16 protein-coding genes are annotated in these 26,034 nt (G+C 51.8%); 8 read left to right on the forward strand and 8 right to left on the reverse strand.

Annotated features, from left to right (window positions below):
- Nucleotides 1-16: 16 nt before the first annotated feature.
- Nucleotides 17-1,198 carry a sugar transporter gene (locus ACETPC_RS02320; RefSeq protein WP_380178228.1) on the reverse strand — a complete coding sequence of 394 codons (1,182 nt, stop codon included), beginning with the start codon at nucleotides 1,196-1,198 and terminating at the stop codon, nucleotides 17-19.
- Nucleotides 1,199-1,483: 285 nt separating this feature from the next.
- On the reverse strand, nucleotides 1,484-2,899 hold the full coding sequence (locus ACETPC_RS02325) for an MFS transporter (protein ID WP_380178229.1): 1,416 nt from the start codon (nucleotides 2,897-2,899) through the stop codon (nucleotides 1,484-1,486).
- Between the two features lie 115 nt (nucleotides 2,900-3,014).
- Between ACETPC_RS02325 and ACETPC_RS02330 the strand changes: the two genes are divergently transcribed.
- The gene (locus ACETPC_RS02330) at nucleotides 3,015-3,869 is read left to right on the forward strand and encodes a helix-turn-helix transcriptional regulator (protein WP_380178231.1); all 855 of its coding nucleotides are present in this window, start codon (nucleotides 3,015-3,017) and stop codon (nucleotides 3,867-3,869) included.
- Here ACETPC_RS02330 and ACETPC_RS02335 read toward each other — a convergent pair.
- Nucleotides 3,866-4,423: a flavin reductase family protein gene (locus ACETPC_RS02335; protein WP_380178232.1), complete on the reverse strand. Its 558-nt coding sequence runs from the start codon at nucleotides 4,421-4,423 to the stop codon at nucleotides 3,866-3,868. The two genes, ACETPC_RS02330 and ACETPC_RS02335, sit on opposite strands and share 4 nt — an antisense overlap.
- Nucleotides 4,424-4,560: 137 nt before the next feature.
- Here ACETPC_RS02335 and ACETPC_RS02340 point away from each other — a divergent pair, with 137 nt between their 5' ends.
- The 4 genes from ACETPC_RS02340 (at nucleotide 4,561) to ACETPC_RS02355 (ending at nucleotide 7,887) form a co-directional block, all read left to right on the forward strand.
- Nucleotides 4,561-5,430, forward strand: coding sequence for an NAD(P)-dependent oxidoreductase (locus tag ACETPC_RS02340; RefSeq protein WP_380178233.1), 870 nt, complete (start codon nucleotides 4,561-4,563; stop codon nucleotides 5,428-5,430).
- A gap of 204 nt (nucleotides 5,431-5,634) precedes the next feature.
- A complete protein-coding gene (locus tag ACETPC_RS02345) occupies nucleotides 5,635-6,117 on the forward strand; it encodes an RrF2 family transcriptional regulator (RefSeq protein ID WP_380178234.1) in 483 nt (160 codons plus the stop codon).
- A 252-nt stretch (nucleotides 6,118-6,369) separates the two neighbouring features.
- Nucleotides 6,370-6,705: a helix-turn-helix domain-containing protein gene (locus ACETPC_RS02350; protein WP_380178236.1), complete on the forward strand. Its 336-nt coding sequence runs from the start codon at nucleotides 6,370-6,372 to the stop codon at nucleotides 6,703-6,705.
- Between the two features lie 162 nt (nucleotides 6,706-6,867).
- On the forward strand, nucleotides 6,868-7,887 hold the full coding sequence (locus ACETPC_RS02355) for an AI-2E family transporter (protein ID WP_380178237.1): 1,020 nt from the start codon (nucleotides 6,868-6,870) through the stop codon (nucleotides 7,885-7,887).
- Between the two features lie 114 nt (nucleotides 7,888-8,001).
- Here the strand turns inward: ACETPC_RS02355 and ACETPC_RS02360 are convergent, their stop codons facing one another.
- The 4 genes from ACETPC_RS02360 to ACETPC_RS02375 all read right to left on the reverse strand — a co-directional run bounded on the left by ACETPC_RS02360 (nucleotide 8,002) and on the right by ACETPC_RS02375 (nucleotide 16,355).
- Complete coding sequence (locus ACETPC_RS02360; protein ID WP_380178239.1) at nucleotides 8,002-9,105, reverse strand: NleF caspase inhibitor; 1,104 nt, start codon at nucleotides 9,103-9,105, stop codon at nucleotides 8,002-8,004.
- Between the two features lie 403 nt (nucleotides 9,106-9,508).
- Nucleotides 9,509-11,887, reverse strand: a complete 2,379-nt coding sequence (locus ACETPC_RS02365) for a virulence factor SrfC family protein (RefSeq protein ID WP_380178240.1) — start codon at nucleotides 11,885-11,887, stop codon at nucleotides 9,509-9,511.
- Nucleotides 11,884-14,865, reverse strand: a complete 2,982-nt coding sequence (locus ACETPC_RS02370; RefSeq protein ID WP_380178842.1) for a virulence factor SrfB — start codon at nucleotides 14,863-14,865, stop codon at nucleotides 11,884-11,886. The genes ACETPC_RS02365 and ACETPC_RS02370 overlap by 4 nt, the downstream gene beginning before the upstream one ends.
- The gene (locus ACETPC_RS02375; RefSeq protein WP_380178241.1) at nucleotides 14,865-16,355 is read right to left on the reverse strand and encodes an SrfA family protein; all 1,491 of its coding nucleotides are present in this window, start codon (nucleotides 16,353-16,355) and stop codon (nucleotides 14,865-14,867) included. The genes ACETPC_RS02370 and ACETPC_RS02375 overlap by 1 nt, the downstream gene beginning before the upstream one ends.
- A gap of 279 nt (nucleotides 16,356-16,634) precedes the next feature.
- On the opposite strand from ACETPC_RS02375, the gene ACETPC_RS02380 reads away from it, so the two are divergent.
- The 3 genes from ACETPC_RS02380 to ACETPC_RS02390 all read left to right on the forward strand — a co-directional run bounded on the left by ACETPC_RS02380 (nucleotide 16,635) and on the right by ACETPC_RS02390 (nucleotide 23,447).
- Entirely contained in the window at nucleotides 16,635-17,951 is a 1,317-nt protein-coding gene (locus ACETPC_RS02380) for a PAS domain S-box protein (protein WP_380178844.1), read from the forward strand.
- Nucleotides 17,952-18,109: 158 nt separating this feature from the next.
- Entirely contained in the window at nucleotides 18,110-19,126 is a 1,017-nt protein-coding gene (locus ACETPC_RS02385; protein WP_380178242.1) for an NAD(P)-dependent alcohol dehydrogenase, read from the forward strand.
- A 541-nt stretch (nucleotides 19,127-19,667) separates the two neighbouring features.
- Entirely contained in the window at nucleotides 19,668-23,447 is a 3,780-nt protein-coding gene (locus tag ACETPC_RS02390) for a glycerophosphodiester phosphodiesterase family protein (RefSeq protein WP_380178243.1), read from the forward strand.
- Between the two features lie 231 nt (nucleotides 23,448-23,678).
- Here the strand turns inward: ACETPC_RS02390 and ACETPC_RS02395 are convergent, their stop codons facing one another.
- Nucleotides 23,679-25,844 (reverse strand): extracellular solute-binding protein, encoded by a 2,166-nt coding sequence (locus ACETPC_RS02395; RefSeq protein ID WP_380178244.1) that lies wholly within the window; start codon nucleotides 25,842-25,844, stop codon nucleotides 23,679-23,681.
- Nucleotides 25,845-26,034: the final 190 nt, after the last annotated feature.

Raw genomic sequence — 26,034 nt, forward strand, 5'->3', positions numbered from 1 at the left:
AAGACGCGTGGGTGGCTTAGTTAATGCGTAGCTGTGGGTAGCGCTTCATGCTCCAGCCGCACCAGGCCAGGCTAAGCAACCCGATAGCGCCACCGGCGTAGCCAATATGCTCCATGCCAAGATGCAAACTGACCTGATTGCCTAACAGCGCGCCGCCACCGATACCCAGGTTATAGATGCCGGACATCAGCGACATCGCTACGTCGGTCGCATCTGGCGCCAGCGTTAATACCCTGACCTGTACCGCAAGACCGATAATCATCATCGCCATGCCCCAGATAACGCACAGCGTCGAAATAGCCAGAGTATGAGTGGCGGCCAAAAACAGCGCGAGCATGCAGGCGGAAACCAGCGTAATAGCAGCCAGCAGGAACGTAGCCGGAAACTTATTGCCCAGCGCGCTAAACAATACGCTGCCAATAATGCCCGCCGCGCCGAAAATCAGCAGCAGAAAGGTCGTAAAGTTGCCGCCCTGCAGGGCCACTACCTGTATAAAAGGCTCGATATAGCTGTAAGCCGTGTAGTGCGCCGTTACGATCAGCACGATCAGCAGGTAAAGCGAAACCAGCGCGGGTCGGCGAAACAGCATCGGCACGCTTTTTAACGATCCGCTATGCTCGCTGGGCAGTTTCGGCAAAAGTTTAGCCAGCGTCAGCATTGTTACCAGCGCCACTATGCCAATTACGCCAAAAGTGATACGCCAGCCCAGATATTGGCCGATCACGCGGCCAATCGGCAGACCCAGCACCATTGCCAGCGCCGTTCCGGTCGCCAGCATGCTCAGCGCCTGGGTTTTCTTGCCCGCCGGGGCTACGCGGATCGCCAGCGAGGCGGTAATAGACCAGAAAATAGCGTGCGACAGCGCAATGCCGATACGGGAAACCACCAGCACGTTAAAGCTCCAGGCGAAAGAAGAGAGCGCATGGCTGGCGATAAACAGCAGGAAAATAGCTATCAGAAGAAAACGCCGCTCGACCTGGCGCGTCAGCAGCATCATTGGTAGCGACATCAGCGCTACCACCCAGGCGTAGATGGTCAGCATGAGTCCTACCTGCGCCGTCTTCATTGAGAAGCTGGCGGCAATATCGGAAAGCAGGCCCACCGGTGCAAACTCGGTAGTATTAAAAATAAACGCAGCGATGGCTAACATAATGACGCGTAGCCATGCGGTCTTACGAGAAACGATAATTGGTTGCATCTGGTTCAACGACTTGTTGGTAAGTGAATTTCGCGTCAGGCGAAGACAGGATCCTTATTGTGTTTTATTTGTCCGGCAGATGACATCAAAAAAAGCCATTTCAGTGTAAATCAGCATAATCGGCTAAGGAAAAGCTGCTCTCGCCGTCTGTTAGCCTTCATTATTGATTTAACAGCAAAAATACTGCCGGCTGATGAGTATAGCCGGGATTGAAGGATGTGCCAGCCCGGCAGTGCGCAGGCGAAAAAAAGCGGCTGGCAACAGCCGCGAAGAAAATTACAGTGGCTATTCAGGCTGAAGAGGAGCAGCACGACGCGTAGCGTACGCGCTGAGCGCCAGCAGAGACATCAACAGTAGCTCCATAATCAATGAGGCTACAATTGCCTCCTTGTAACTTCCGTGACGGTGTAACTTCTCACTGAATAGCGTCCCCATCAGCATAGGCCCAAGGCCAAGAGCGGTCTGCTGGACGGTTGAAAGCATTGCGCTTCCGGCTCCCGCATATTCAGCCGTCACTTCGGCCAGACCGATACGATAAAAACAGTTCACGATAAATGATTGGCCAAGGCCAATTAGTGAAGTGGCGGGAATCAACAACGCAATACCTGTCGCAGGCCAGGCGTAACTGAAAGTCGCTATCAGCGCCAGCAGGCCGCTCATCTGGATCACGCAGCCAAGGAACAGTGTTACCTTCTTACCCAGCTTTACCACCACGCTTGCGGCAACCATCGCGCCGAAAAAATAGGCAGCGCCAAGGGCGATAAAAGCGTTGCCCGACTGGAAAGGAGTCATACCCAGACCCGACTGCAAAGTCAGGGCAACGGTAAACATAAAGCCGCTCCAGCAGGCGAAGAAAATCACCGCCATGCCCAGGCCGAATTGCATAGATGCCAGCCGCAGTAAGGCCGGCGGCAGCAGCGGCGCACCCTGACGCTGCTCCAGTTTTCGCTCTGCCAGCCACAGTTGACGCAGGAGTAGCGGGAAGACGGCCAGCAGTAAAATGCAGGGCCAGGACCAGCGCAGTAGCGGCCCAAATGCCAGCGCCATCATCAGGCACCCCGTAGCACCTGCCAGCAACAGCGTGCCGGGCCAGTCCACCGGAACCGGCTGTGCATTTCTGGTTTCCGGCACGCTGCGAACACAGAGCAGTACAGCGAGACAGAATGGAATATTAATCAGAAAAACACTGCGCCAGCCGTAGCCGCCCAGATCTGCCGCTATCAGGAGTCCGCCCAAAACCTGGCCAATGATAAAAGCCAGACCGCCGATTGCGCCATAAAGCCCGATTGCGCGTGCATGCTCTTTGCCTTTCAGGCAAACATGAAGAGTAGCGAGAATTTGCGGCACGATAAGCGCAGCACCGATGCCTTGCAGCGCACGCGCGACAAGCAATAGCCATACTGAATCCGCAAGGCCGCACAGTAGCGAGGCCAGACCGAACAACAGCACGCCAGCGGTAAACACGCGGCGACGCCCAAAATTATCGCCCCAGCGGCTGCCCATCGCCAGGCTGATGGCGAAAGCGATGCCGTAGGCGGCTACAATGAGCTCCAGCTCTACGGGCGAAGCTTTAAGGCTGATTGAGATAGCATCAAGCGCGACATTCACTATAGAAAAATCAATAAGCGGCAGTAGTTGGCCAACCAGTAATACCGTCAGGCCGCTGCGGCTTAGCCCGGGAAATGCTGAATGCGTATTCATAAATATCCTTGTTAAAGACCACCTTCAGCCGTAGCATCCCCGATTGCCAAAACGGGTACCAGTTTTTGATTATCATGGTATAAAAGCTACCAGCCTTAATAAGGAGCACAATCTGATGGAAGCGAAAAATCATGCCACAGGCGAGGGTAACCGGCTGTTGCTGGGTGCTTTTTTAAGGAAGCGGCGGGAGAGTCTTGATCCACAGGCGCTGGGCCTGCCGCGTACCCGTAATCGCCGTACGCCAGGTCTACGGCGGGAAGAAGTGGCACAGTTAGCTGACGTTGGCGTAACCTGGTACACCTGGCTGGAGCAGGGAAGAGAAATCAAGGCCTCGCTCAAAACCCTGGCGGCTATCGCCTCGGCGTTACAGTGTAACGAAGCGGAAGCCGGGCATCTTTTCTCGCTGGCGGGTCATCCGGCGGCTTACCAGACGGCAGTTCGCGTCTGCGAGCGGCTTTCTTCACATAGCCAGGTCGTGCTTGATCAACTTAATCCGTTGCCAGCGGTTATTCAGACCACGCGTTTTGATATCCTGGGATGCAATCAGGCCTGGCGTCAGCTAATGCGTTTCGATCCGCTAAGCGTACCGCAGGAAGATCGCAATTATATCTGGTTGGCGTTTACCCATCCCACACTGCGCCAGGCCATAGTGGACTGGTCAACGCTGATGCCAAATATGGTAGCAAGATTCCGGGCGCAAATGGGCGATAACCACGACGATCCCTGGTGGAAATCCTTGTTAGACCGGCTGCTGGCGGCTTCGGCAGAATTCCGCGAAACCTGGTCGCGCTACGAAATTCTCGCTATTGATAACCAGGTTAAACGCTTTCAGCACCCTGATTCGGGTATTTTATCGCTGCGGCAAAGCAACTGGTGGACGGCTCCCGGCGGCGGCGGAAGAATGGTGGTGTATATTCCCGATGATGAAAACAGCACCGCTGCCCTGCAAAAAATAACGGCGGGTTGCTAAAGCATTTCCGGCCGAAACTGCGAGCGGCGGCTGACGCGCTTGCCGGAAAGCATAAATTCGCCATCGCCGCAGTAGTGCACAGTTTGCGGATATTTTGGCGAGGACGCGACCTGTGCCTTAACCACTTCAAAAATAAAAAAGTTAAAGTTGTCCACCAGCGTATCGTCATACAGACGACATTCAAAACAGGCGTGACATTCGGCAATCAGCGGCGCTTTAACCTCGCTGGCGGGTTGAGGCGTTAAAGAAAATTCCGCGAACTTATCAACATCCGCGCCGCTACAGTTGCCGATCGCTACCAGCGTATCCAGAAGGGCGAAAGCAGGTAAATTAAGCACGCATTCGCTGCTCTTTTTAATTAGCCGATGGCTGTTATTACCCGCAGAAATCATACAGCCAACCAGCGATGGCGAAAACTCCATTACCGTATGCCAGCCCAGCGTCATAATATCGCGTTCGTTGCCCAGCGCCGAGGTGACCAGTAACACCGGACCAGGCTCAAGATATTGGCGGACGTCGGCAACGGGGAAATCATTTTTTTGGGCAGGCTTCATCTTTTACTCCTTTGAAAAGGTAACACCTTCTTACGTAATCTTAAGTGTAACGCCTGCAGGAAAATCAGCATTTCGCAAGACATTACGCTACCCTGGTTAGATAACATTTTCTTTGGGTTAACGATAAGGAGTCCGTAATGAATCAACGTCCCGCAGTAGCCGTATTGGGATTGGGCGCAATGGGCCATGCTTTTGCCGCCAACCTGTTAAAAAAGGACTTGGTCGTCAGCGGCTGGAACCGAACCAAATCGCGTGGCGAGGATCTGCAACAGGCTGGTCTACGGTTAGCCGATACTCCACAGCAGGCAGTTGAACAGGCAGATGTCGTAATCAGTATGCTTGCCAATGCCGAAATCACTCAGGAGGTGCTAAGCAAAGCGCTTTCCAGCTTTAAACAGGGCGCTATCCTGGTACAGATGGGAACGATTGGCGTAGAGGCCACCGAGAAATTGTTGACGACCATGGCTAAAGAGCGCCCGGACGTTATAGTGCTGGACGCTCCCGTATCCGGCACCAAAGCCCCAGCGGAGAATGCGCAAATCCTGGTGCTGGCAAGCGGCGATCGTGAAAAAGCGCAGGCGGCAGAGCCGGTCTTCGCGGCGATATCTAAGGGCGTAAAATGGCTGGGTGAGGCGGGCGCGGCGTCACGTATGAAGCTGGTGGTCAACGCCTGGCTGATTTCAATGGTGCAGGGACTGGCCGAGAGCACCCAGATGGCAGAAGAATTCGGTTTTACCCCCGATCAATTTTGGGATGTGCTGGATGGCGGGCCGCTGGCTGCGCCTTATGCTAAAGCGAAGCTGGGCATGATTGAAGAGGGCAGTTATGAGCCGCAGATGCAGCTGACCTGGGCATTGAAAGATGCCCGTCTGGCGCTGGCGGCGGCAAAAGAGAGTCGCCTGCCGGGATTAAACGTCACGGCGAAACTGTGGCAGGAAGCGGTTGACGCAGGCTATGGCGATAAAGATTTGTCGGTTATCTATCGCTATCTACAGGAAAACAAGTAGGTTTTAAACAAAAACAGAGGGAATAATCCCTCTGTTATTCAGGGTTATAGCGGTAAATAGCAGGAACTGCTTAACGGCTTTCTTCTAAAATGCAACACTATTTGGTATATTAATTCACTGTCAGTTTTTTTATTTGATTGATTTTAATGCTTTTTAAGATCGCCGCCAACACGGTGAGCTACAGCTAAAAGCAAGGATCTGAACATGCTTGATATTCGTTTTCCTACAGCGTTACAAATGGTGCTCTGCATAGCCCAGGCGGAGCGGGAAGGTAAACGCAGCACCAGCAAAATTCTGGCGATGGGCCTTGAGGCCAATCCCAGCTTTGTCCGCAAAATGATGGTGCCGCTGACGCGCGACGGCATTATCGTCTCTACGCTGGGGCGCACCGGTACCATTCGTCTGGGGCGGCCGGCAGAAGAAATCACCCTTTGCGATATTTATACTTCCGTACTGGAAGATAAACCGCTGCTGGCGGGGCGTCCGGAAGTCCCGGCGCGCTGCCTGGTCAGCGCCAACACCTGCTGGTTCTTTAAAGAACTGGCGCACGAGGCCGAACAGGCTTCGCTTAGCGTGCTGGCAAAGCGCACGGTCGCAGATGCGCTGCGGGAAATCTATGAGCGCGACCGCCGCTATCCTGAAGGCAGCTGCGAAGCCATGAAAAACCGCGAAAGCGCCGAATCCTGATCCGCTGACTCGCCCATGGCCGGATGCACGTCCGGCTTTTCCTGGAGCTATCGCTGCTAGCTTCCTGAGGTAAAGCATTACTGCTTGCCTCCATCTCCCTGATCCTACGCAATCGCATTTAATGCAACAATTAAACTTGCATTAATCCCGCTGCTGTTTTACCGTTAATAAATGCACTAATTAAAGTTACCTTTTACCCGTGCGGTGGCAAAGGTCAACACAAAAACAGGTTAAAATTTTAAGGGGAAGACAATGAGCCATGACGATTTTATCAGCGATCTGGTGAAGTGGATTGATACGCATATCGAAGGCAAGATGGATTTAGACACCGTAGCCCGCCGCGCAGGCTATTCCAAGTGGCATCTGCAGCGTATGTTCAAACAACACACCGGTCACGCGCTGGGCGAATACATCCGCGCGCGCCGTCTGAAAAAATCCGCTGAGCGTCTGGCCACCGGCGGCGAGCCAATTCTGGACGTGGCAATTTCATTTGGTTTTGATTCCCAGCAATCTTTTAACCGCAGCTTCAAGCGCCAGTTTGGCCAGTCGCCGGGCGCATGGCGTCGTCAGGTGCAGGTCAGCGCCTGAGTCAATTGCAATGGCGGGCGTCGCGGCCCGCAATGATCCTCTCCGCGCAATTGCTTTTCCTGCCGTCCGATCCTGACCACGCAAAAGAAGCTTAAAAAGCCCTGCGGGCTGTATACTGTCTGAATTATAATGCTTTTTGACCTATGACAGACAGGAACCCTTATGGAGATACGGACCCTCACCAAACTGCAGCTTTGCGAAGCCGCCAGCTATCTGCTGGTTTTCACTGCGCTAATGCTGATCTTTCCGCTACGCCTGCTGCCGTGTTTTCTGGCCGGCTTTATCGTTTATGAAACTATTCTGGCGCTAACGCCGTGGATAGAGCGGCTGGTAAAAGGCCCGCTGGCGCGCTGGATCACTATCTTTTTTCTTACCGTGCTGATCCTGCTGGCGCTGGTAGGCGGTATCACCAAGCTTATCGGTTTCTTGCTGCACGATTTTCACGACACGGCGGCTTTTCATGCGGCGGCCAGCAAGCTGCTGGAAGATGCGCAGGGCACGCTGTCGCCGGTATTAGCACGCTACTTACCGGCGGATATTGACGAGTTACAGCATCAGGTCATGGCCTGGCTACGTGAGCATCTGGTCGTGGTGCAAACGCTGGGACGTACTGCGGCGCATACTTTTGCTACTATGCTAATCGGCATGCTGCTCGGCGCGATCATTTCATTGCGTGTTAGTGGCGAAAGCAATGCGGAAGCGCCGTTAACCCAGGCGCTGTTTCGTCGTTTGACGCTGCTGACCGCCTCGTTTCACGACGTTGTTTTCGCCCAAATCAAGGTTTCGCTGGTCAATACGCTGCTGACCTGCGGCTTTTTGTTCGGCGTGCTGCCGCTGTTCGGGCTGCATTTCCCGTTTGCGAAAACCGTTATCGTGCTGACCTTTATCGCCGGCTTGCTGCCCGTTATCGGCAACCTAATCTCTAATACGGTGATAGTACTGATCGGGCTTTCTATTTCGCTACAGGCGGCGTTAATTGCGCTGGTTTTTCTGATCCTGGTGCACAAGCTGGAATACTTTATCAATGCCCGCATTTTCGGTACCCGCATCAATGCCAAAACCTGGGAAATCCTGCTGGCAATGCTGATATTCGAATCCGCTTTCGGGCTGGCGGGCGTAGTCGCCGCGCCGGTTTTTTATGCCTATCTGAAAAGCGAACTGCGAGCGGCCCGGCTGATTTAATCGCCCGGACATCATAAAAAAACCGGAAATTCATTCCGGTTTTTTTGTTTTATACTCAACCTGGCAGAAAAATTTAGCTAATCGGCCAGTGGCTCAGCGTAAACCCCAGGGATTCTAGCCAAACTGACGGCTCCCTCTATTATAAGTCAGATCCGGAAGCGTAAACTCTTTGCCTTCTTTAGCCAGCCGTAGCTGCTTTAGATCGCCATACAGGGCAGTTGAATGGTGCTCGTCGAATACCGAATTAACTTCGTTAGCCCGGAGTTCGTGTTCATCCTGCATTTTTTCAATATTCGTCCTGAGCAACTCATAACACTGCAACTTCTGGATATAGTCATTACGATCGGCGCGGGTTCGGCCCTCTCTTAACTTACCGAAAACATCATCGGTATCTTCATTGAGAACCTCAAAGATCTCATTTCTGAGATGAGATAGCGCTTCCTTACTTCTTATAATTTCGTCTCTAACTGGCTTACGCGCTTCTTCTCCTCGTAAATTACGAAGTAGCTCAACCGTTTCATCTATTCTTGTGAGCTGCGCTTCAGTGGGTAAAGGGATATCGTCGAGTCGCGTTACGGTAGCATCAATTTTCAAGTTTTCAATTTTTCTTGGTTGGTCATTGAGGGATTCCGTGTGACTGGTAGTTATCTCTTTATTTAAGAAAGGTAATTCAATGTTATTCTTATTGATGAGATTGCCGATTTGGTTAATATCTTTATTAATGTTATCAACCAGAGCTTCATCGTGACTAACGCTAAATGCACCATGATAGGGTAAATCTTCGCTACCGCAGGCATCTTGACTCTGTATACGTCCTACGTCAAGTTCCTTGCATATAGTATAAACGTGAGTGACATTTCGGATATAATTATCGTTATCTACGCTGCTGTAACCAGTCTTTGATTGACATAATGCCGAACTCTCTTTTCCTTTTTTATCAAGATTTATTCTCTCCTGACAAAGATTGCTTATTAGATTATTTATTTCTGCGAGGAAGGGCTGGCGTGCGGCTTTATCAGGTGCGTTGAATATCCCTTTAACTATTCTCTCCCCTTGTTCTTGCTGCTCCAGAGTCGGATAGTGATTAACATTGAATTCATTTATGGAACAGAATTTATCTCCTTCAGGAATTGCTTCTTTCGTGGCTGCTGCCTGTGACTGAGTAAGCTGAGAGTATGAGTTTCTTAAGGGGGAAAGACTATATCCAATAGGCATCATTGACTCCTGATTTAAAATCAGGGAAGTTACAATTACGTCCGAACGCTGTCTATAATTTTCGTCTTAATCCCAACGGGGATTATAGCTAATCGTATTGTTATAGAAAATAGCTATGCGCTGGCAAGAACGGTCAGCTTCAATGCGGCTAGCCTGAATAAGATCGTCAATCACGGTCGCCGACGCCCTGCGTTATTTTATCAACCGGCCAGTCGATTAAAATTTGCCAGGCTAATTTTAACGGCAATATGCTTTCGGCTCGTCTGTTAAATAGCTATGACAACATGGAAGCATCGGCTGATGTCGGCGCTGGCTGGGTAACGCTTACTGCCAGTGCACCCTCCGTACTTTTATCTGGGGCCTGAACTGCCGGGCGGTAAAGACCGGCAGTTTTTTTAGGATAAACTTAAATTTGCTTCAGGATCGCTGCCAGCTGCTCGCGGTGTTCGCCGTCAATCTCGCGCGCCGCTGAATAGCCAGCGTTCAAGAGAATGGTTTCATTCAGCGCGATCAGCCAGTCATAAATATACCAGGCGGCATAGTTGTTCGGTTTTAGCGACAGCCGGGTTAAACGTTGCGTTGGCCCAAGGCTGGCCGCCTGCGTTTCCGGCCGGGCGAAAATTTTCTGGCCACGATTGATTTTACTCTCCGGGCGCTGTGCCTCAGGCACTCGCTGAAAGCCCAGCCAGGCAACAAAATCACCCAACACGCTTAGCGCGCGCGAAACCTGACGGTCGGCCAACATTTCCGCTGGCGTATTCGCCGCATCCCGATCTGTCAGGATCTTCACCAGCTCGTCTTCAATGCCCAGACGAATGCTGGCCGTAGTCAGTTCTTCGGTCAACATCTCCAGCGTGGGTCGCGTAATCCCCAGCAGCTCCAGCAGCGTATCCTGCTCCGGTAACCGCCCCAGTAAATTAATCCAGTAGCGATAGACCTGCTGCGCAAAGCTGCTTTCCGCGTCCTCCTCTACGCTATCCTGCTGCGAGGTTGACGGTAAGGGTAACGGCTCATCGCTCAACAAATCTATGCTCATACCAATGCCGAAAGGATCTTCTTCCGTCAGCGCATACTCTTCGCTTCCGCTGCGCTCGGCAGGATGCTGCTGTTGCATAAACAAATGGCGCAGCGTTTCACGCGTGGGCAGCAGCCGCTCAAGCAGTTCGCCATGTACGCCGGTTCTGGCCTGCAAAGCCTTCAGCAAACTCTCCGCAATGCGCAGGCGGGCCTGAGGCTCTTCCTTTTCAGCCGCCAGATACCAGCGGCCCAGCAAATTATCGCGCAGCTCGCGACGAATTTCGGCCAGCTGCTCCTGAAGACGCGCGATTTTGTTTTCCTTGCCGATCTCGCTGGTTAACCAGCCGGCCATACGCTTGACGCCTTTATCGTCCATTGCCAGCATAGTGCCCCAGGCTTCGCCAGGATTACCAACATAGCGCTGCACGGCGGCATCATGATTTTGGCCCTGAGTAATGCGCTGGTCAAAAGGCGTCAGCGCCCAGATCAGGCCTGGCTTGCGGCCGCTGCGCGGCTGGCCCTGGGTTTGCTTCACCCAGTTATCCAGCACGCGTCCCACCATGCGAGTGTCGGCGCGCTGGCTGGCAGCATTGCACACCATCAGCAGATCGACATCCTGCCGCTCAGCGGCGCGGTTGAGTAGAAAAGGGCGCTTGGCGACGGTAAAGCCCAGCGCCAGTTCATGCGCGGGATCGTCGGGCAGAACCGAAGGCTCCTCGAAACCCGGATAATCGAGTAAATCGACCTGCTCAAACAGAGGCTCGCGCGGCGCGCTATATAAGGGCAGTAAAATCTCGCGGCTTAGCAGATTCAGCTCACCCAGCGCCAGGTTGACCGGCCTTAGGTTACGGCCGTTGTGCTGCGGCACTACCTGAATAACTCGATCGGCGGAGGTATTAAAATAGCGCAGGCTGCTGCTGTTCAGGACGCTGAGATCGGGATCGTCAATGGTAGTCACAGGCGCCAGCACCCGACGCGCGCCGGAAAGATGATGCAGCACATGCGCCAGCTGGCGATAAAGAGCGGAAAGCTCGCGGTCTTCATTCCACAGCAAAGAAAAAAGTCTTGCGCGCTCGTCAACGCCAAGCAGCGGCGCCAGCTCGACCGCCTGCGGCCAAAAGTGACTTTCCAGCGCTTTGCTACGGCAAATCTGCGCGGCATTAAGACGCTGCCACAGTGCCACAACCTCATTGCTATTAAGGCCGTCTACAGGCTGTGCCTGCCGGAAAGCGGCGACGCTCTTGACCCGCTCGGCGATCTGCTGCTCATCCAGCGTAAGGATCTCGCTGCCGCTGCGTTTGGCCCAAAGCTGAGCCAGCACGCCAGCAATCTCTTCTTCGCTTATCAGCGACAGCTGCACCGGCCACTCGTTTTCGGTGCTGGTCTGCTGGCCACTAAAGCGTAGCGTCAACGTTGCGCTCTGCTGCTGGGGATTGAGCTGCGCGTAGTCAAGGGTTGTATTGCCCAACGCAATTTCCATGCGGCCTTTTTCGCTGGCGGCCAGCGCGGCGATGAGCCAGGCCTTGCCCGCCTGCGCCAGGCCGAAAAAGCCGACCGCGCACTCTTTTTCTGCCGCTTCGTTCAGCCTGCTGGCTTTATTATGCTGATGGCGAAGCCGGACGGCGAGACGATCTGCTTCCATCTCCAGACGCGGCGCAGTCTGGCGCGCGCTATCCAGCCAGAGCAGCGCCCGATCTATGGCTTTAGTGACGTTTTCCCTTTTTTTGCCAAACTGTCCTGATAACTGCTTAGGCGTCAACGCTTTCATTTCTTGTATACGCTCCCACTGTCAATCCAGTAATGGGTTAATCCCGAGCCGTTGCTGGCTAACGTATTGAGCTTTAACCGCAAATGTTCCAGCGGCACGCGGCTGCCGTCGTCCAGCGTGGCTTCGGCGATGGCAAATCTTTCCGGGCCGAAATCGCCTTTGGTTTTGGCAACGGCCAGCTTGATTTTTAGCACCTTATCGCCTGCCACACTGCGGGCCAGCTGCGGATCGGCTATCGACAGCGTGTAAAGCGGCGAGGCGGGCCAGCGGTCGTTATCCAACTGGCGGAAGCCCAGCGTCAGCGCGCCGCGAACCTGAAAGCGTTCGCGCGGGTCGAGCCTGAAATCTTCGTCGTCCAGATCGATATCCGCGTACCAGACATTGCCAGCGCTCAGGCTGCCGTTGCCGTCCAGCATGCCGAGATAGCGGATGGTAGAGTAAGGCTGAAAATCGCCCGCCTTAAACCAGAAGTTCGCCAGCCTGAGGTCCAGCGAGAGCAGGCACAGCATGGCGCCCACCGCCGCTGTGGATTTAGGATTTTCAATCCGGCCCTGTTTATTGAACGGATACCAGTCGTTGGTGTGATAACCGTCCAGCGACAGAATGCGGCTAACCGGCAGCGGCTGAAGATGACGAAACAGCGCCTGCACGCCAGGAAAACGCGAAGGGCGGCCTGTCAGCAGCAGCACATCACAGTCATACACCGCCACTACTTCCGCCATAGATCGCAGGCTTTGCGTGATGTTCATTCGCGGCGAAAGAAATTCCGCATGCAGCTTGCTCAGTTTCACTACCAGCGGTACGCGCAGCATATCGAATGCCTCGGCATCGTTAGGCAGCTCGCGCTGAATTTCGCTGTTGATATACTCCAGCAGCTTTTGCGTCGGCGCCTGGGCCAGCAGCTCGCCGAAGCGCGCCTCAAGCTCGGCATTAAGTTCCAGCGGATCGAACCGCTCATAGGCTTCCAGAATAGCCTGGCCGACAGGAATAAAAATTTGCAGCGTAATCTGCTGGCGCAGCGTGGAATGGCCGTCCAGACGACCTTCGTGGCCAAACAGCCGCGTCATTACGCCTTCCGGATTAGCCATACCGGCGGATTTAAAAGCTTGTTGCAGAGCAGGCAGCACATAAAGCTGGATAACATCCAGCAGGATGTCGTCTCCGGCCAGCTTAAAGCCTTCGCGGAACAGCAGGCGCGGCATAATCTTGACATTGTTACCAACGCCATCGTCCAGACGATACTGGGTGATAGCTAAATCCGTGGTGCCGCCGCCGATATCAATCGAGGCGATACGTAACGTTTTGCCTACGGGCTCATCCGGGGCGCGAGGGCGGTCGGGACGCGCCATGCTGGCAAAAAAAGCTTCTGCGCGGCCACCGAAATTCACCTGAGTTTCGTTATAGAGATAAACCATCTGGCCGCAGGTCGCCTCGTCCCACTCCATCTGCACTTCTGGTACCGGCACGCTGCTTTTCGCCTTGTCTTTGGCGCTGGTAAAGTCATCGTCCGCCGGATGCCAGTTCATGGCTTTCCAAATCAGAGCAATCGCTTCCAGCATCCGGCGACGGAAAATTTCCCGTTCGGGTTTAGGCATAGCGGAAGGCAGCGTCAGGATAATGTTACGCAACTGACGCGGCGCGCTGCTGTGCAGCATCTTCTGCCGTTGTGCCGGGCTGTTCATCTGCATCAGCGCCTGTGCCAGCAGCTCGCTCAGCATAAAGGTCATGACGGAACTGCGGCTGTACTGCGGCGAAAACACCGGCAGACGCTCTTCCAGCGGCTGGCTATAAAGCGGTTCGCCTTCATCATTAACCAGATTAGTCAGCGGCGCTGCGGTTGCCAACGGCTCCAGAGCGGCATTGCCGGGCGTGCGGCTAAAGCGCCAGCCTGGCGTATAGGCTTCCTCATCCCACAGATAGCGGCGCGGGCTGGAAATACCGGTGGCGCCTTCCGTTCCCAGGCGTTGCAGCGCCAGATTACTCGCCTCGCGCCCAACGCGGGTAATCGAAGGCCAGATAAAAGCGTCGTTGCGGCCGCTTTCAACGGAAAAATTCTGTTTGCCAAAGCTGGCCTGAGCGAACTCTACGCGGCTTTCGAATAGTTCATTGTAAACCCGGTGCGGCGCGCCCAAATCACGCAAATGCAGTTCATAGGTGTGCTTAAGCCCATGATGATCGTCGACATGATCTTCCACCATAATGCCGCAAGTATGCGAATTGCCTACGTCAAGAATAAGATCGACAGGGATGGCCGGTTCCTGCAGCGTGGCGGCGCTGATTTTGAGCTCGGGCAGCGCCAGCTGGTTACCCAGCATATGCAAAACGTTCAGATAGTGCGCCTGATACTCAAACTCGCGCAGCGCAGTACGAATATTTACCTGCGGGCGCTGCTCAACAGCGGCGGCCTGCTGACTAAAGACTTCACGCAGCCAGCCATCAATCCAGGTGTGATCGAGAAACTCACCGATTTCGTTGCTGCGGTGAGCCAGCGCGAAGCTGACGCCGTTTTTCACATCGCTCTCAACCAGCGCCAGCGATTCATCTTCGCCTTCCGGCCAGGTACGCGTCTCGAAAGCCAGGCAGATACGGTGCGTCTTGCCGTTCTGGTCAGGTTTATCCAGCGCAATAATTTGCACGCGCGCCCAGTTGTCGGGGCCGCCGATAAAAGTGCGGGGCGGATTAAAGCGGAAAAAAGGCAGCGGCAGCCAGACGCCGTTAAGCAGCGCCAGCGATTGCTCAAGCGGGAAGCTGAACTCCGGCTTAACCACTTCCGGCATGCCGCCCGGTGAAACCGGCAGCAGATATTTACCGCTTTGCGCATTGAAATTCAGGCGTAGCAGCGGGCCGTTAGCCGTCTGACGAACGAATTTGCCCGGCAGATCGTTTTCCGGATCCGGAGTCAGGGCAAAATCCAGGAACTGAATACCGCTGTTCTGGATCAGCGTTATTGTTGGTTTAAAATCTGCGGTCGCCAGCATCATGGTTTACTCTCGCGCTTCATGGTCATCGGTAATACGGTCTCGGCATCGTACTGGCCACTACAGGCGGCGGCGGTGCCCTCAGCGCCCTGAACGCAGGTCAGTTCCGGCATGCGGTAGCGCGAGCCGTCGCTGCACCTTGCTTTAGTACGGCTATTGATTACCAGGTTGCCGGATTTCATCAGGCCAGCGTAAACGTCGACGCGGCAAACGGTGCCATCGCCCTGGGTCATCTGCGCCTGGCCTTTGCCATTGCGCAACTGATAGCGCAGTACCGGCGGCTTGCCGGTCAGCGGCGTCTTAATACCGACGATGACATGCCAGTTGCCGTTAAGGAAACGGGTAGAGCCTTGCTTCACCGCATCCGCTGGCAGGACAAGGTCGTCTTTGCCCGCTGGCGTGGCCGGAGGTTGAGGAGCCGATGCCACTTCAGACTCCGGGGCGCTCTGAGCTGGTGGCGGCGCTACGCTGGCAGACGCGACCGGCAGTGTGGCTACTGAATTTTCGGCCAGAGACGCTGCTGGCTTAGCGGACTCCGCCGGAGCAGTGGCAACTTTAGCTGGCAAAGACCCGGAAATTGGGCTGCCGCTGGCTGTTTCTTGCGACGGCGGAACGGTAGGTTTTTCAGCTGTGCCGCTGGTATCAGTTTGTGACGTTGTCACTTCAGGCGGTGTCGGACTGAGCGAATTTTTTAGCTGCACGCCCAGCACAGCCAGCAGCGCAGCGGCTGGTACGATCCAGCCATAGCGCAGCAGATTGCGCTTAGCGACACCTTTAGCTGGTGCCGCAGCCTGCGGACGGACAGCCTCAGCCTGCGGCTGCTCTTCCGGCCCCGCATGCTCGGCCTGATAAGCGGCAATAGCTGGGGAAGGCGTTACGGGCTCAGCGGCAGGCGCGGCGGTAACAGGTGGCGTAACGGCTATGGCTGGCGCTGCGGTAACAAGGGGCACGGCGGCAGCAACCGGCGCAGTAGCGGTCATTTTCGACAGCGTCAGCGGCATCTCTTCTTCAACGGCTCGCAGGCAGTCCAGCGGATCCAACTGACCCTTTTTATCCAGGCTGACAAAGCCCCAGAAGGTCAGTACAGGCTTGCCGCCCACCAGATAAACAAAGTTTTGATCGGGAAACTGGATAGCCTTGGCAAGCAGTGCGCCGAAGAGTTTTTGACTGTTTTTCTCTGACTGCAGCGCGCGCTGGCAGATCTCGGCTACCGTCTGTTGGCAGGCAACGAGCTGGTTCAGCGCGTGCGCGCGTGCGCTGTCGCTGGCCGCAGCCCAGGAAATAACTTTGCCGGAAACGGGGGAATACCAGTCCAGCCGGTCGCCGGCGTCGTTGGGTTGGGGAATAGCCAGACAGTCGGCGATCTGCTGCTGTTTCCGCAGGCGCAGCGCCTCGCGCAGCTGCAGGGCTGAGAGATAAACGGGCTGACCGTTTTCGCCAAGAGGCAGAACCGCATCCAGGCTTCCGCTGCGTAAAAATAGTTTAGCCACGCAAAAAGACCTTTTTAGTCAGGATTCAATAAGTTTTAATCCAAATTTCTATTTACTGTAGTCCAGTGGACTTAAATCAAATGCGGAAATAGAGGGAAAAAGCATAGCCTGATTGACTTATGAACGCTGAAAAACTCTGGAACAGGTTAATTTCCAAAGGAAAATGGCGAAAAAACCGCCGACGATTGCAGCGATAGTTTATCTTATCGTTAATTTTTGACGCCCGCTGCCGATAACGCTTTTGTGACGAATACCATAAATATGACAAAAGGTTACAACATGATCGGCACCATTAAATCAGGGTTACTCTCCCGGCTGAATGCTTCGGCAGGCCGGCCGCGCGCCACGCTTAGTTCGCTGAGCGACGCTATCGCCATGGTCGAGTTCACGCCCGATGGCCGCATCCTCACGGCTAACGCGCTTTTTCTGGAAAAAATGGGCTACAGCCTTAGCGAGGTGGTGGGACAGCATCATCGGATATTCTGCCCTGATGACCTGATCCGCTCGCCGGAGTACGGGCAGTTCTGGCAACGCCTTGCGCGCGGCGAAAGCTTTAGCGATAAGTTTTTACGCCTGGCGAAGCACAGCCGGCCCGTCTGGCTGGAAGCCAACTATGTGCCGGTACAGGATCGTCACGGGCGTGTGATTAAAATCGTCAAGCTCGCTTCCGATATTACCGATCGCGTGCAGGATGCGCAGGAGCTGCGGGCAATGACTAATGCCATCAGCCGTTCTATGGCGGTAATCGCTTTTAACCTGAAGGGCGAAATCCTGCGCGCCAACCGTAATTTTTTAAAAACCACTGGCTACAGCCAGGAGCAGGTAGTCGGGCGCCACCACAGAATGTTTTGCGCGCCGGAAGTGTACAACAGCCGCGAATACAGCGAATTCTGGCAAAAGCTACGAAGAGGCGATTTTGTTTCCGGCCAGTTTCCCCGTGTTAACAGCAAAGGCGAGACCATCTGGCTACGCGCCACCTATAACCCCATTTTTGACGCCAACAATGAACTTTATGAAATAGTAAAGTTCGCCACCGACGTTACTGAGCAGGTAAAAAAGAATCAGCAGGAGCGGGAAGCGGTCGAGCACGCTTACAAGGCTGCGCTGGAAACCAGTCAAAACACGCGGCTTGGCGTCAGCGTTATTGAGAACAGCGTGACGCGTATGAACGAAATTGCCAGCGAGCTGCATAAAGTCTCTGAAGACATTAATGGCCTGAGCTCGCAGTCCGCGCAAATTGGCGTAATTGTGGAAACTATCCGTGCTATCGCTAACCAAACCAACCTGCTGGCGCTGAACGCAGCTGTTGAAGCGGCCCGAGCCGGTACGCACGGACGCAGCTTCGCTGTGGTGGCTAATGAAGTTCGCAGCCTGGCGGCGAACATCAACAGCGCCAGCCAGGAAATCGCCAGCGTGGTGGATCGTAACCAGCAGTTGGCCATCCTGGCGCAAAAAAATATTACCGCCAACCTGGCGCGAGCCGATAGCGGCGTCACACTGGTACGGGAAGCCGGAGACGTTATCGTCAATATTCAGACCAATTCGGAACAAGTGGTCGAGGCAATCGGCAACGTTACCCAGCAGCTGACGAAATAAGCCTCGGGGCGGATGCCGCAATAGTGAACGAATTGCGGCATCCGCCGCCAACTTTTACATCCTGATACACTCCCCATGCCTGATGACTCATTTCGCTTCCTGGCCGTCCGGCGAGCTTTGCTAAACTCAGTGCGTTAACAGAACCAGAGGAAGAGAGAATGAAAATCAAAAGCTATGCAGCCATGGAAGCCGGAAAAGCGCTGGAGCTGTATGAGTATGACGCGCCGGAACTCAGCGCAGAGGAAGTGGAAGTCGAGGTGGAATATTGCGGCGTCTGCCACTCCGATCTCTCTATGATTGATAATGAGTGGGGCATTTCCCGCTATCCGACAATTGCCGGCCACGAAGTCATTGGCCGCGTTTCCGCCATGGGCGAAGCGGCAAAAAGCAAAGGTCTTTCCGTAGGCCAGCGCGTGGGTATCGGCTGGACGGCAAAAAGCTGCCAGCACTGTGATGCCTGCATCAACGGCGAGCAGGTAAACTGCGAGCAGGGTTCTGTCCCGACTATTCTCAACAACGGTGGCTTTGCCGAGAAGCTGCGCGCCGACTGGCAATGGGTAATCCCGCTACCGGAAAATCTGGATGCGTCAACCGCTGGCCCACTGCTGTGCGGTGGCATTACCGTATTCAAACCGCTGCTGATGAGCAACATCACGGCGACCAGCCGCGTAGGCGTTATCGGTATCGGCGGCCTGGGCCATATCGCTATTAAAATCCTGCGCGCGATGGGCGCGGAAGTCGTTGCCTTCAGCTCCACGCCGGACAAAAAGCAATCCATTCTGGAAATGGGCGCGGATGAAGTAGTCAACAGTCGCGATGCAGAAGCGCTGAAAAGCCAGGCAGGCCGCTTCGATCTGATTATCAGCACCGTGGCAGTGGATCTGGACTGGAAACCTTATTTCGACGCGCTGGCGCCAAAAGGCAAATTCCATACCGTGGGCGCGGTACTGAAACCTTTTGAGGTCTCTGCTTTCCAGCTAATTATGGGCGACAAAGCGCTGACCGGTTCCTCTACCGGCTCTCCGGGCCAGCTCCGTTCGCTGCTGAAGCTGGCTTCCCGTCGCGATATCGCACCGCGCGTGGAATATTTCCCCATGTCGAAAATCAACGATGCGCTGGATCACGTGCGCGCCGGTAAAGCCAACTACCGCGTCGTGCTAAAAGCGGATTTCTGATAGCGTCAAAGATTGCCTATTTTGTAAGCTAAATAATAAGCCCCGATGTAAAAATCGGGGTTTTCATATATTGGAAATGTCAGAAAATAAATACAATATGCGAATGCGATCATTATAAATCTATGTTTTCTCGGACTGCTGATAAGCTTAAAAAAGCTCAGGTGAGCATCTGTTTTTTGCAGCGACGCGGCGGTTTTTAGCAGCGCAGGCAGAGCGAATATGCGGACCGTTTGGCGCATGGACGTGACACCCGAGCTCTCAGAGATTCACGGTGTGTCTGTGTTCCGTTCTGCCTCTGCTGCTCTGTCGCTGGTTTAAAAGCGACCTCGGGTTTGCCATCAACCTCGTTTACTATGTGCAGTTTCTTTTAGCCTTATCACAATCAACAAATGTGAAATAAAAAAACAATAGTGCAATGTACCACTTACTGTTGGTAGAGGAGTTAAGGTTAGTTAATAATAAAAGAGCTTTTTATATAAGTTTACCTTCTTAATATGCAGTATAAATTCCGTCTGAATTTAGCTTACAAGAAGGAAAAGTCATGCCAGTTTCATATCCTGAGTGTCGCGCTCAAATCGGTAAATACCAAAATAAATTAGATAACAAGAGAAATAGGCTTTGTAAAAATAAGAGATATAATCCCAACCATCCTGAAAAAAAATTCGCAAAGTACTGCAATTATTCGCGTGTGCCTTTTAGCCTTAATAATAATAGCGCAGCGTTCATCCCTCGGCCAAATACATCTACAGCCAGGCACAGTAACAAAGCTAATCTTCTCATGTTTATGCTGCTAATGGCACAGGTACGTGGGGTTAATATGGCTCCTGGTGTCGCTAATAGTGACAGACAGATCACCAATTATAACGATAAAGTACCACCGATACCAAAAATGGGGGGGATGCTCCCTCATAAAATATTAGAAAATCCGGTAGCCTTTACCTCAGGCTATAAGAAAAATTCCTTTAACCCCTTTAGCGGTGTTGACGCGGCCTCGATGCCGCATATAAAAGGTGTTTATAAAGATAAAAAGAATAATATTTATCAGGTCAAAAGTGAAGAAGAAATAAAAAAAACCATTACCAACTTGAAGGATAACTTGCTGAAGAATAGTGAGTTATCACAGGACGACGCCAGTAACTTTGAATATTATATGAAGGCGCAGGCGTCAGAAAATCCGATTATCATCTCTCCTTTAGAAAATAGCTACGCCCGGGCTGCAAATGGCAAGGAAGCATTTAATCAATGTAATCTGGTTGAAACAGTATTAGATGGCAAAGGTAATAAAATGGGTTATGCTCTACTTTTTCAGGAGAAACAGAGTGATCCAACATTCAACGAAGTTTATGATTTAGCTGAGGGCTCACCTTCCCAAAAGGGGAGTAATCAAGAAAATAAAAATGCTATCTCTGCAGACGTTATGCTCATAGGTATTGATTCCTTAACCGGGAAGTTGCTAATTGATGCAAAGCGTGAAGCGTACAGGAAAAATACAGATGATGATCTTTGTCATCGTCATAATAATAGATTTCCTGTTGCTGGTTTAGCAGTAGCGAATGACAGAGATTATTATTCATTAAGACCAGGGAAAACCCTTCCGAAACCTGCGGAACTGAAAAATTCACTCGCCGCGAATGATAATGCAGCCTTCTATACTTTGAATCCACAAAATGGCATCAGAACAGACATAAATTTGATTCTGTTGCGTGGGGAAGAAAAATATACGGCTAATGATAATAACAAAACTTATCTTAAAAGAACAGAAATACCAAATGAATTTGTGATTTATCAGCCTGGCGGGCAAGAGGAAAATCAGTCTCTGGACAGAGTGATTTTTGATGAGGAACATTCTGTTTGGCGATATAAAAACCGTATGAGTCATGAAAAACTGAACGTAGTGAGTGAAGAAGGTGGTAAAAAGATAGATCTCTATGGCGACTATTACAATATCTATGACTCTACAGGTGATAAAAAGGTAATTGGTTACCTTACCAAGGATGGTATAAAGGAATACTTGCCTGTATATATGGATCCTCTTTCTAAAACCTGGCATGTTGATAAATACAAAGGGTGGTCTGCTTTTAGCCAGGAAGAAGAGGAAGTCATTACAGAGCTGGCAATAAAAATAGACCCTAAAGGGAACTATCGGGGATCGCTGACAAATAACAGAATTTATTATGGTGATGCTGTAATTTTTTCTAAAGTCGAAGATGAAAATGTATCTTCTTTTGACGAACGCTATATAGAAATATACGGAAAACTTGTTCCTGTAAGAAATTACAAGCATCAAGGAAGCGGGGTGTTGTATGAGGTGTTTGATCGTAACCATCCCGAAAAAAAAGGGTATCCTGTAGCATGGAGTGGCACAAGGTGGATGTTTGAAAAACCAGACTCCGTTCATCTTTCTCCAGAATTAGCTGCCAGAATAACCCCAGCTATGCTAGCCAGCGATATAGACAGAAGTTTGTTGACGGCGCCTGATCGTCGTGGAATAAGGACTGACAAAAACAATAATATGTATATACTTGCCAGAGATGGTTTTGTAAAAATCGAGGAGCAGGGCAATAAATTATTAATCAAAGGAGAAAGTAATAAAAAAATATTTATATCTTTCAAAGATAACCGTTTCACCTTATTTGAGCCTGCACGAAAAAAAAGGAATTTATATCTTTCTGATAAAAAAGGCGCTGGTGAAAAGTGTCCTTCTGGAGATGTGCTATACGAGGAACTGGAGACAATTGGCGAAACGGACAAGGTTATGACAGTGCGTCATCGAGGTGATTTAGATGCGGACATTGCAGAAAATAGCCTGTCAGCATTCAGGAAGTCCTATCAAAAATGCCGTGTAGCCATTGAGACGGATGTATTAACAACCAAGGATGGTGAAATGGTTATCTTTCACGATACGCATATTGGTAAAATGATGGAGCCTGATTATAATCCGGACAGAAACACTGGCCCGAATAAACGTTTAGATGAGATGACGCTGGGTGAGCTAAAAAATAAAAAGCTGCTTAATCCGCAGCGTCAACCAACGGATGACACCATCATTACCGTGCAGGAACTTATTGAAGACTATATTTATCAGGATGGACAGTCACAGTTTTATTTGGAGGTTAAAGATCCAAAGGCTATATTGAGGGTGGCGAAAGTTATTAATGACCGGGCGGCAGCGCATCCTGAACTGCTGGACCGCTTCATTATAAAATTTAATATGGCTGAGTTTCCAACGCCTGCACATTGGCACAAAGGTCTGCGCGAGGCAGGCATCAATAAAATAATTATGGCTAACCCCGTAATGTCCCCGTTTGCGGCAGACAGGATTAACCGCTTAGCTGAAAATCTCCCCAATCCTCCTGACATGGAGCTATATGATAACGCAAGCAGAGCGGTGTATGCCTGGTCGAATACGCCGGGCGGAGCTGTGCCGAATGTGGAAATAGTAATTAAAAGCACAAACAGTGGTTTTATCGATAAAGTTACTAAAATATCTAAACAGGGAAAGTATGAGGAACCGACAAGTCTGGATATAAAAAATACCGTGCCGGGTACGCCTGCATACTGGGTCGCTATAGTCAAGAAATATCAAAAAGCGTTGGGGACTTATGTTCCAGTAACTGACCGCAATATGTGGAAAAAAGGAATAATTGCCGGTATAACGGTGCCGAACATAGCGAAGCCAGGTAACCATAGTGATATTACCAAGGCTTTTTATAATAATGATTCACGCTGCTGTTATACGCTTGATGACAAGCTTGCCAAGAATGAGAAAGAGGATATGCGTGAAAACTTAGCATGGAATCATGGTATTGGTTCTAATATTATTACCGCCGATGATACAGACAGCATTGATACCTGGTTCGATAAAATAGGCAAGCTTGATAAAAAAGCAATGCCTAATCCAAGATTTCCCTTAAAAGAGATGCAGTCATCTCTTTCCTGGAGTTTGGAATATTATAAACGGCCTTATTTTTCAACCGTCAATATCAAAGGCTGGGATGGCGATTCTTCAGCATGGTGGGGAGGGCAGGTTTGCCTCTGGGATAATCCTTATACTCAATATCCATGGGTTTATCGCTGCGATGCTGATCAGCTCTATAATTATTACAAAGAATTTAATACGCGAGTAGTAAATTCTGATGATACTGGTGCCGCTATACAGCTTTATTCTCATGATAAAAGAAGCTGTATTAGTGCAAAAGATGGCTATTCTTCTTATTACAAGTTTACTGATAATTGTAGGGTGGGTAATTTTGTATACGCCTTTTGGTCACCTAAGGGCACTCAATTTTGGAAAAGACACAACCTATACTCAATTCAATAATGAAAAACTATATTATGATAAACCTTATGGTGTACTTAGCGCCACCAAAGTTATAAACGATTGGGCCGAATGGAAAATGGAACCGGCTGAATAATTTATTTTCCGCAGCTGGATAGCGACTTTACAGAGTAATGATGATGGCAGACCGGTGATGGTGTGCCATTTTACCTGGAATTTTGTGCCATACGCGTTTATCGCTGATTGACTGGATAAGAGCAGAAAGGCGACAATTTAGCGGTTTATTATGTCACGCTGGATCGTTAACGCCTGATTTATTCTTGTAATCGTTTCTTCTGCCGTTATCAGTTTATCAATAGCATCAGCCACGCTTTCACCAATTGTTTTTTCTGCTCTGAACAAATCGAAATGCTCGCCATCAGGCGTATAGCTTTCCCTTATACCACCACTGGCAGCATGTCTGGCGAGCCTGAGCCAGGGATAAGCTTCTTTAATCGCGGGATTTTGGTGCTGGATCAAAGAAGCAGAGCTGCCGCCGAGCAATACAAACTGTTCGGTAATGGTCGATGAAAACAGCCACTTTAAAAATGCTGCCGCCTGAGCTTTTTTGGCTGAGTGTCGCGACACGCCAATAGCGCCTCCGCCAGGCAGAGGCACGCCACCGGGCACGGCGCCAAAGCCGATCAGCGGCGCCATTTCGCCATGCGCAACCTCGCTGAAAAGATGCATATAGACAATTAGCATCGCCAGTTCGCCGCGCTCGAAACTCACTACGGAATCTCGCCACCAGTTACTGTGCAAAGGCAGACTATGCTTCAGCGCAGCAAGATAGCGTTCAAGCGCGGGAATCGCTATCGATGGTTCTAAAAAGGCGCGTCCGTTTTTATGCAGTAATCGGCCGCCGCCAGCGTAATAGCGCAGCATAAACTCTGAGGCAATCATCTCTGCGCCGCCCAGCGTCGAGCAGGAGCCAGCGACATCTGTTTCTCCTTTCTCGCGCAGCGACGCGAAAAATGCCAGCAGCCGATCGTACTGCTCAAAAGTTTCCGGCACCGCCATTTGCTGGCGAAACTGCTCGAAGTAGAGCCGCCTGATTTTTTGATCTTCGAAAATATCGCGGCGATAAAACAGCAATTGAATGCTGGGATCGAAAGGGATAGCGCAGGGCGTCCCTCTGATTATGCTGTAGCGCTTTACCACATCGTCAGGAAAGCGATCGAGCAGCGCGGGCAAATCGGGCGAGACCTTCTGCAAAGGCGCAAAAACCTTTTCGGCCAGACCGGGAAAGGTAGCCATATCTATTCTTAGCAGATCGTAATTCCTGGCCTGCTCCTGTTCTTCGACCACGGCGGCCAACTGGTCAAATGGCAGGCGAGTCAGGGCCACTTCAATGCCGGAAAGCCGGAAAAAATGGGGCAGCAGCTTCTCTAACGCATCCGTAGAAGGGCTGGGGATCGTCAGCAAATCCAGTTTATGGCGGTGCGGTGCGGCAGGCGGCAACATCTGCCTGTAGTCATCATTGATCGCCGGTTCCGGCTTGCTGAATTGCTCCGGGTGACAGAGCAGCGACTGGGCAACTTTTTTCCCCAGCTCCTGGTAATTCATGGCGTAGCAACAGAGATTTTGCTCCAGGCGTAACTCTTCACCGCATAAGGCGTAAACAGGCGGACTCTCCAGCAGACTGCCCAGATGAAAGGCGTTCCTGATATGGCGCACTTTCTCAATATCGGCGCAGATCACGGCATCAGGCATGGGCGCACTAAGCAACCCGAAGGCCGCTTTGTGACATTCTTCATCGCGAGAGACGATAAAACGCAGGCGAACCGGGGAGGATAAAGCTTTTTCCAATGTCTGCGTGAATTGACTGGCGGCAGCGCAGGAATAGCGATCGGTGAAAACGGCAAGGTTTGCATAATTTTTATTACTGATAAGGGCGGCGAGGTAATTAGCAGCGGCTGCCATATCCACATCGAGAAAATGTTGCGCGTTTGCCAGATTTCGGTAAACAAAAATAATATTCCGGGCGGGAACGGCCAGCTTCTGGTAATACAGGCTGGCGTCCCCGAGGCAGCTAATCGCCATTACGCCCTCATACTGGCGGCCAGCCAGATTAGCCAGAGCTTGTTTTTCCGTCTCTTCACGGTCAAAGGTTAAATAAAGATCGGCAATGTAGCCCTGGCCGAGTAAAAAACGCGTCAGGCCTTCATACACCAGGCGATAGCGCTCGCCAGAAAGCGTGGGCAATATCACCGCGACGGACTTTGAAGCGCCGCCGCGTAATAATTTTGCCTGAGCGTTAACCCGATAGCCCAACTGCTTCGCCGCCGCTTTCACCTTTTCGATCTTTGCAGCGCTTACGTTACCGCGCTGATTAAGCACATTGGAAACCGTTCCATGTGACACGCCGGCAAGCCTGGCGATATCCTTTATTGTTGCCATCCAGTACCTCATCAATCAATCGCGCCGAGCTTACCATTTGCCTGAAAGCATGAACAGAATGAACGGAAGCACAGTGAACTACCCGGTAGGGTCGGGCTAAAAAATTGTGAGGGATATTACACTTTGCGCAGGCAAAATTGACACGTACCAAAACCGGGAGTTAACTCGCCTGTGTCAAGGGACAACATGG

Origin of the sequence: Pantoea sp. sgz302252, assembly GCF_042610525.1 — a bacterium.
Taxonomy (GTDB): domain Bacteria; phylum Pseudomonadota; class Gammaproteobacteria; order Enterobacterales; family Enterobacteriaceae; genus Erwinia.

Excerpts from the sequence above, each read along its gene's own strand:
- ACETPC_RS02320 (WP_380178228.1), bottom strand. The coding sequence starts at position 1,198 with ATGCAACCAATTATCGTTTCTCGTAAGACCGCATGGCTACGCGTCATT.
- ACETPC_RS02325 (WP_380178229.1), bottom strand. The coding sequence starts at position 2,899 with ATGAATACGCATTCAGCATTTCCCGGGCTAAGCCGCAGCGGCCTGACG.
- ACETPC_RS02330 (WP_380178231.1), top strand. The coding sequence starts at position 3,015 with ATGGAAGCGAAAAATCATGCCACAGGCGAGGGTAACCGGCTGTTGCTG.
- ACETPC_RS02335 (WP_380178232.1), bottom strand. The coding sequence starts at position 4,423 with ATGAAGCCTGCCCAAAAAAATGATTTCCCCGTTGCCGACGTCCGCCAA.
- ACETPC_RS02340 (WP_380178233.1), top strand. The coding sequence starts at position 4,561 with ATGAATCAACGTCCCGCAGTAGCCGTATTGGGATTGGGCGCAATGGGC.
- ACETPC_RS02345 (WP_380178234.1), top strand. The coding sequence starts at position 5,635 with ATGCTTGATATTCGTTTTCCTACAGCGTTACAAATGGTGCTCTGCATA.
- ACETPC_RS02350 (WP_380178236.1), top strand. The coding sequence starts at position 6,370 with ATGAGCCATGACGATTTTATCAGCGATCTGGTGAAGTGGATTGATACG.
- ACETPC_RS02355 (WP_380178237.1), top strand. The coding sequence starts at position 6,868 with ATGGAGATACGGACCCTCACCAAACTGCAGCTTTGCGAAGCCGCCAGC.
- ACETPC_RS02360 (WP_380178239.1), bottom strand. The coding sequence starts at position 9,105 with ATGATGCCTATTGGATATAGTCTTTCCCCCTTAAGAAACTCATACTCT.
- ACETPC_RS02365 (WP_380178240.1), bottom strand. The coding sequence starts at position 11,887 with ATGAAAGCGTTGACGCCTAAGCAGTTATCAGGACAGTTTGGCAAAAAA.
- ACETPC_RS02370 (WP_380178842.1), bottom strand. The coding sequence starts at position 14,865 with ATGCTGGCGACCGCAGATTTTAAACCAACAATAACGCTGATCCAGAAC.
- ACETPC_RS02380 (WP_380178844.1), top strand. The coding sequence starts at position 16,635 with ATGATCGGCACCATTAAATCAGGGTTACTCTCCCGGCTGAATGCTTCG.
- ACETPC_RS02385 (WP_380178242.1), top strand. The coding sequence starts at position 18,110 with ATGAAAATCAAAAGCTATGCAGCCATGGAAGCCGGAAAAGCGCTGGAG.
- ACETPC_RS02390 (WP_380178243.1), top strand. The coding sequence starts at position 19,668 with ATGCCAGTTTCATATCCTGAGTGTCGCGCTCAAATCGGTAAATACCAA.
- ACETPC_RS02395 (WP_380178244.1), bottom strand. The coding sequence starts at position 25,844 with ATGGCAACAATAAAGGATATCGCCAGGCTTGCCGGCGTGTCACATGGA.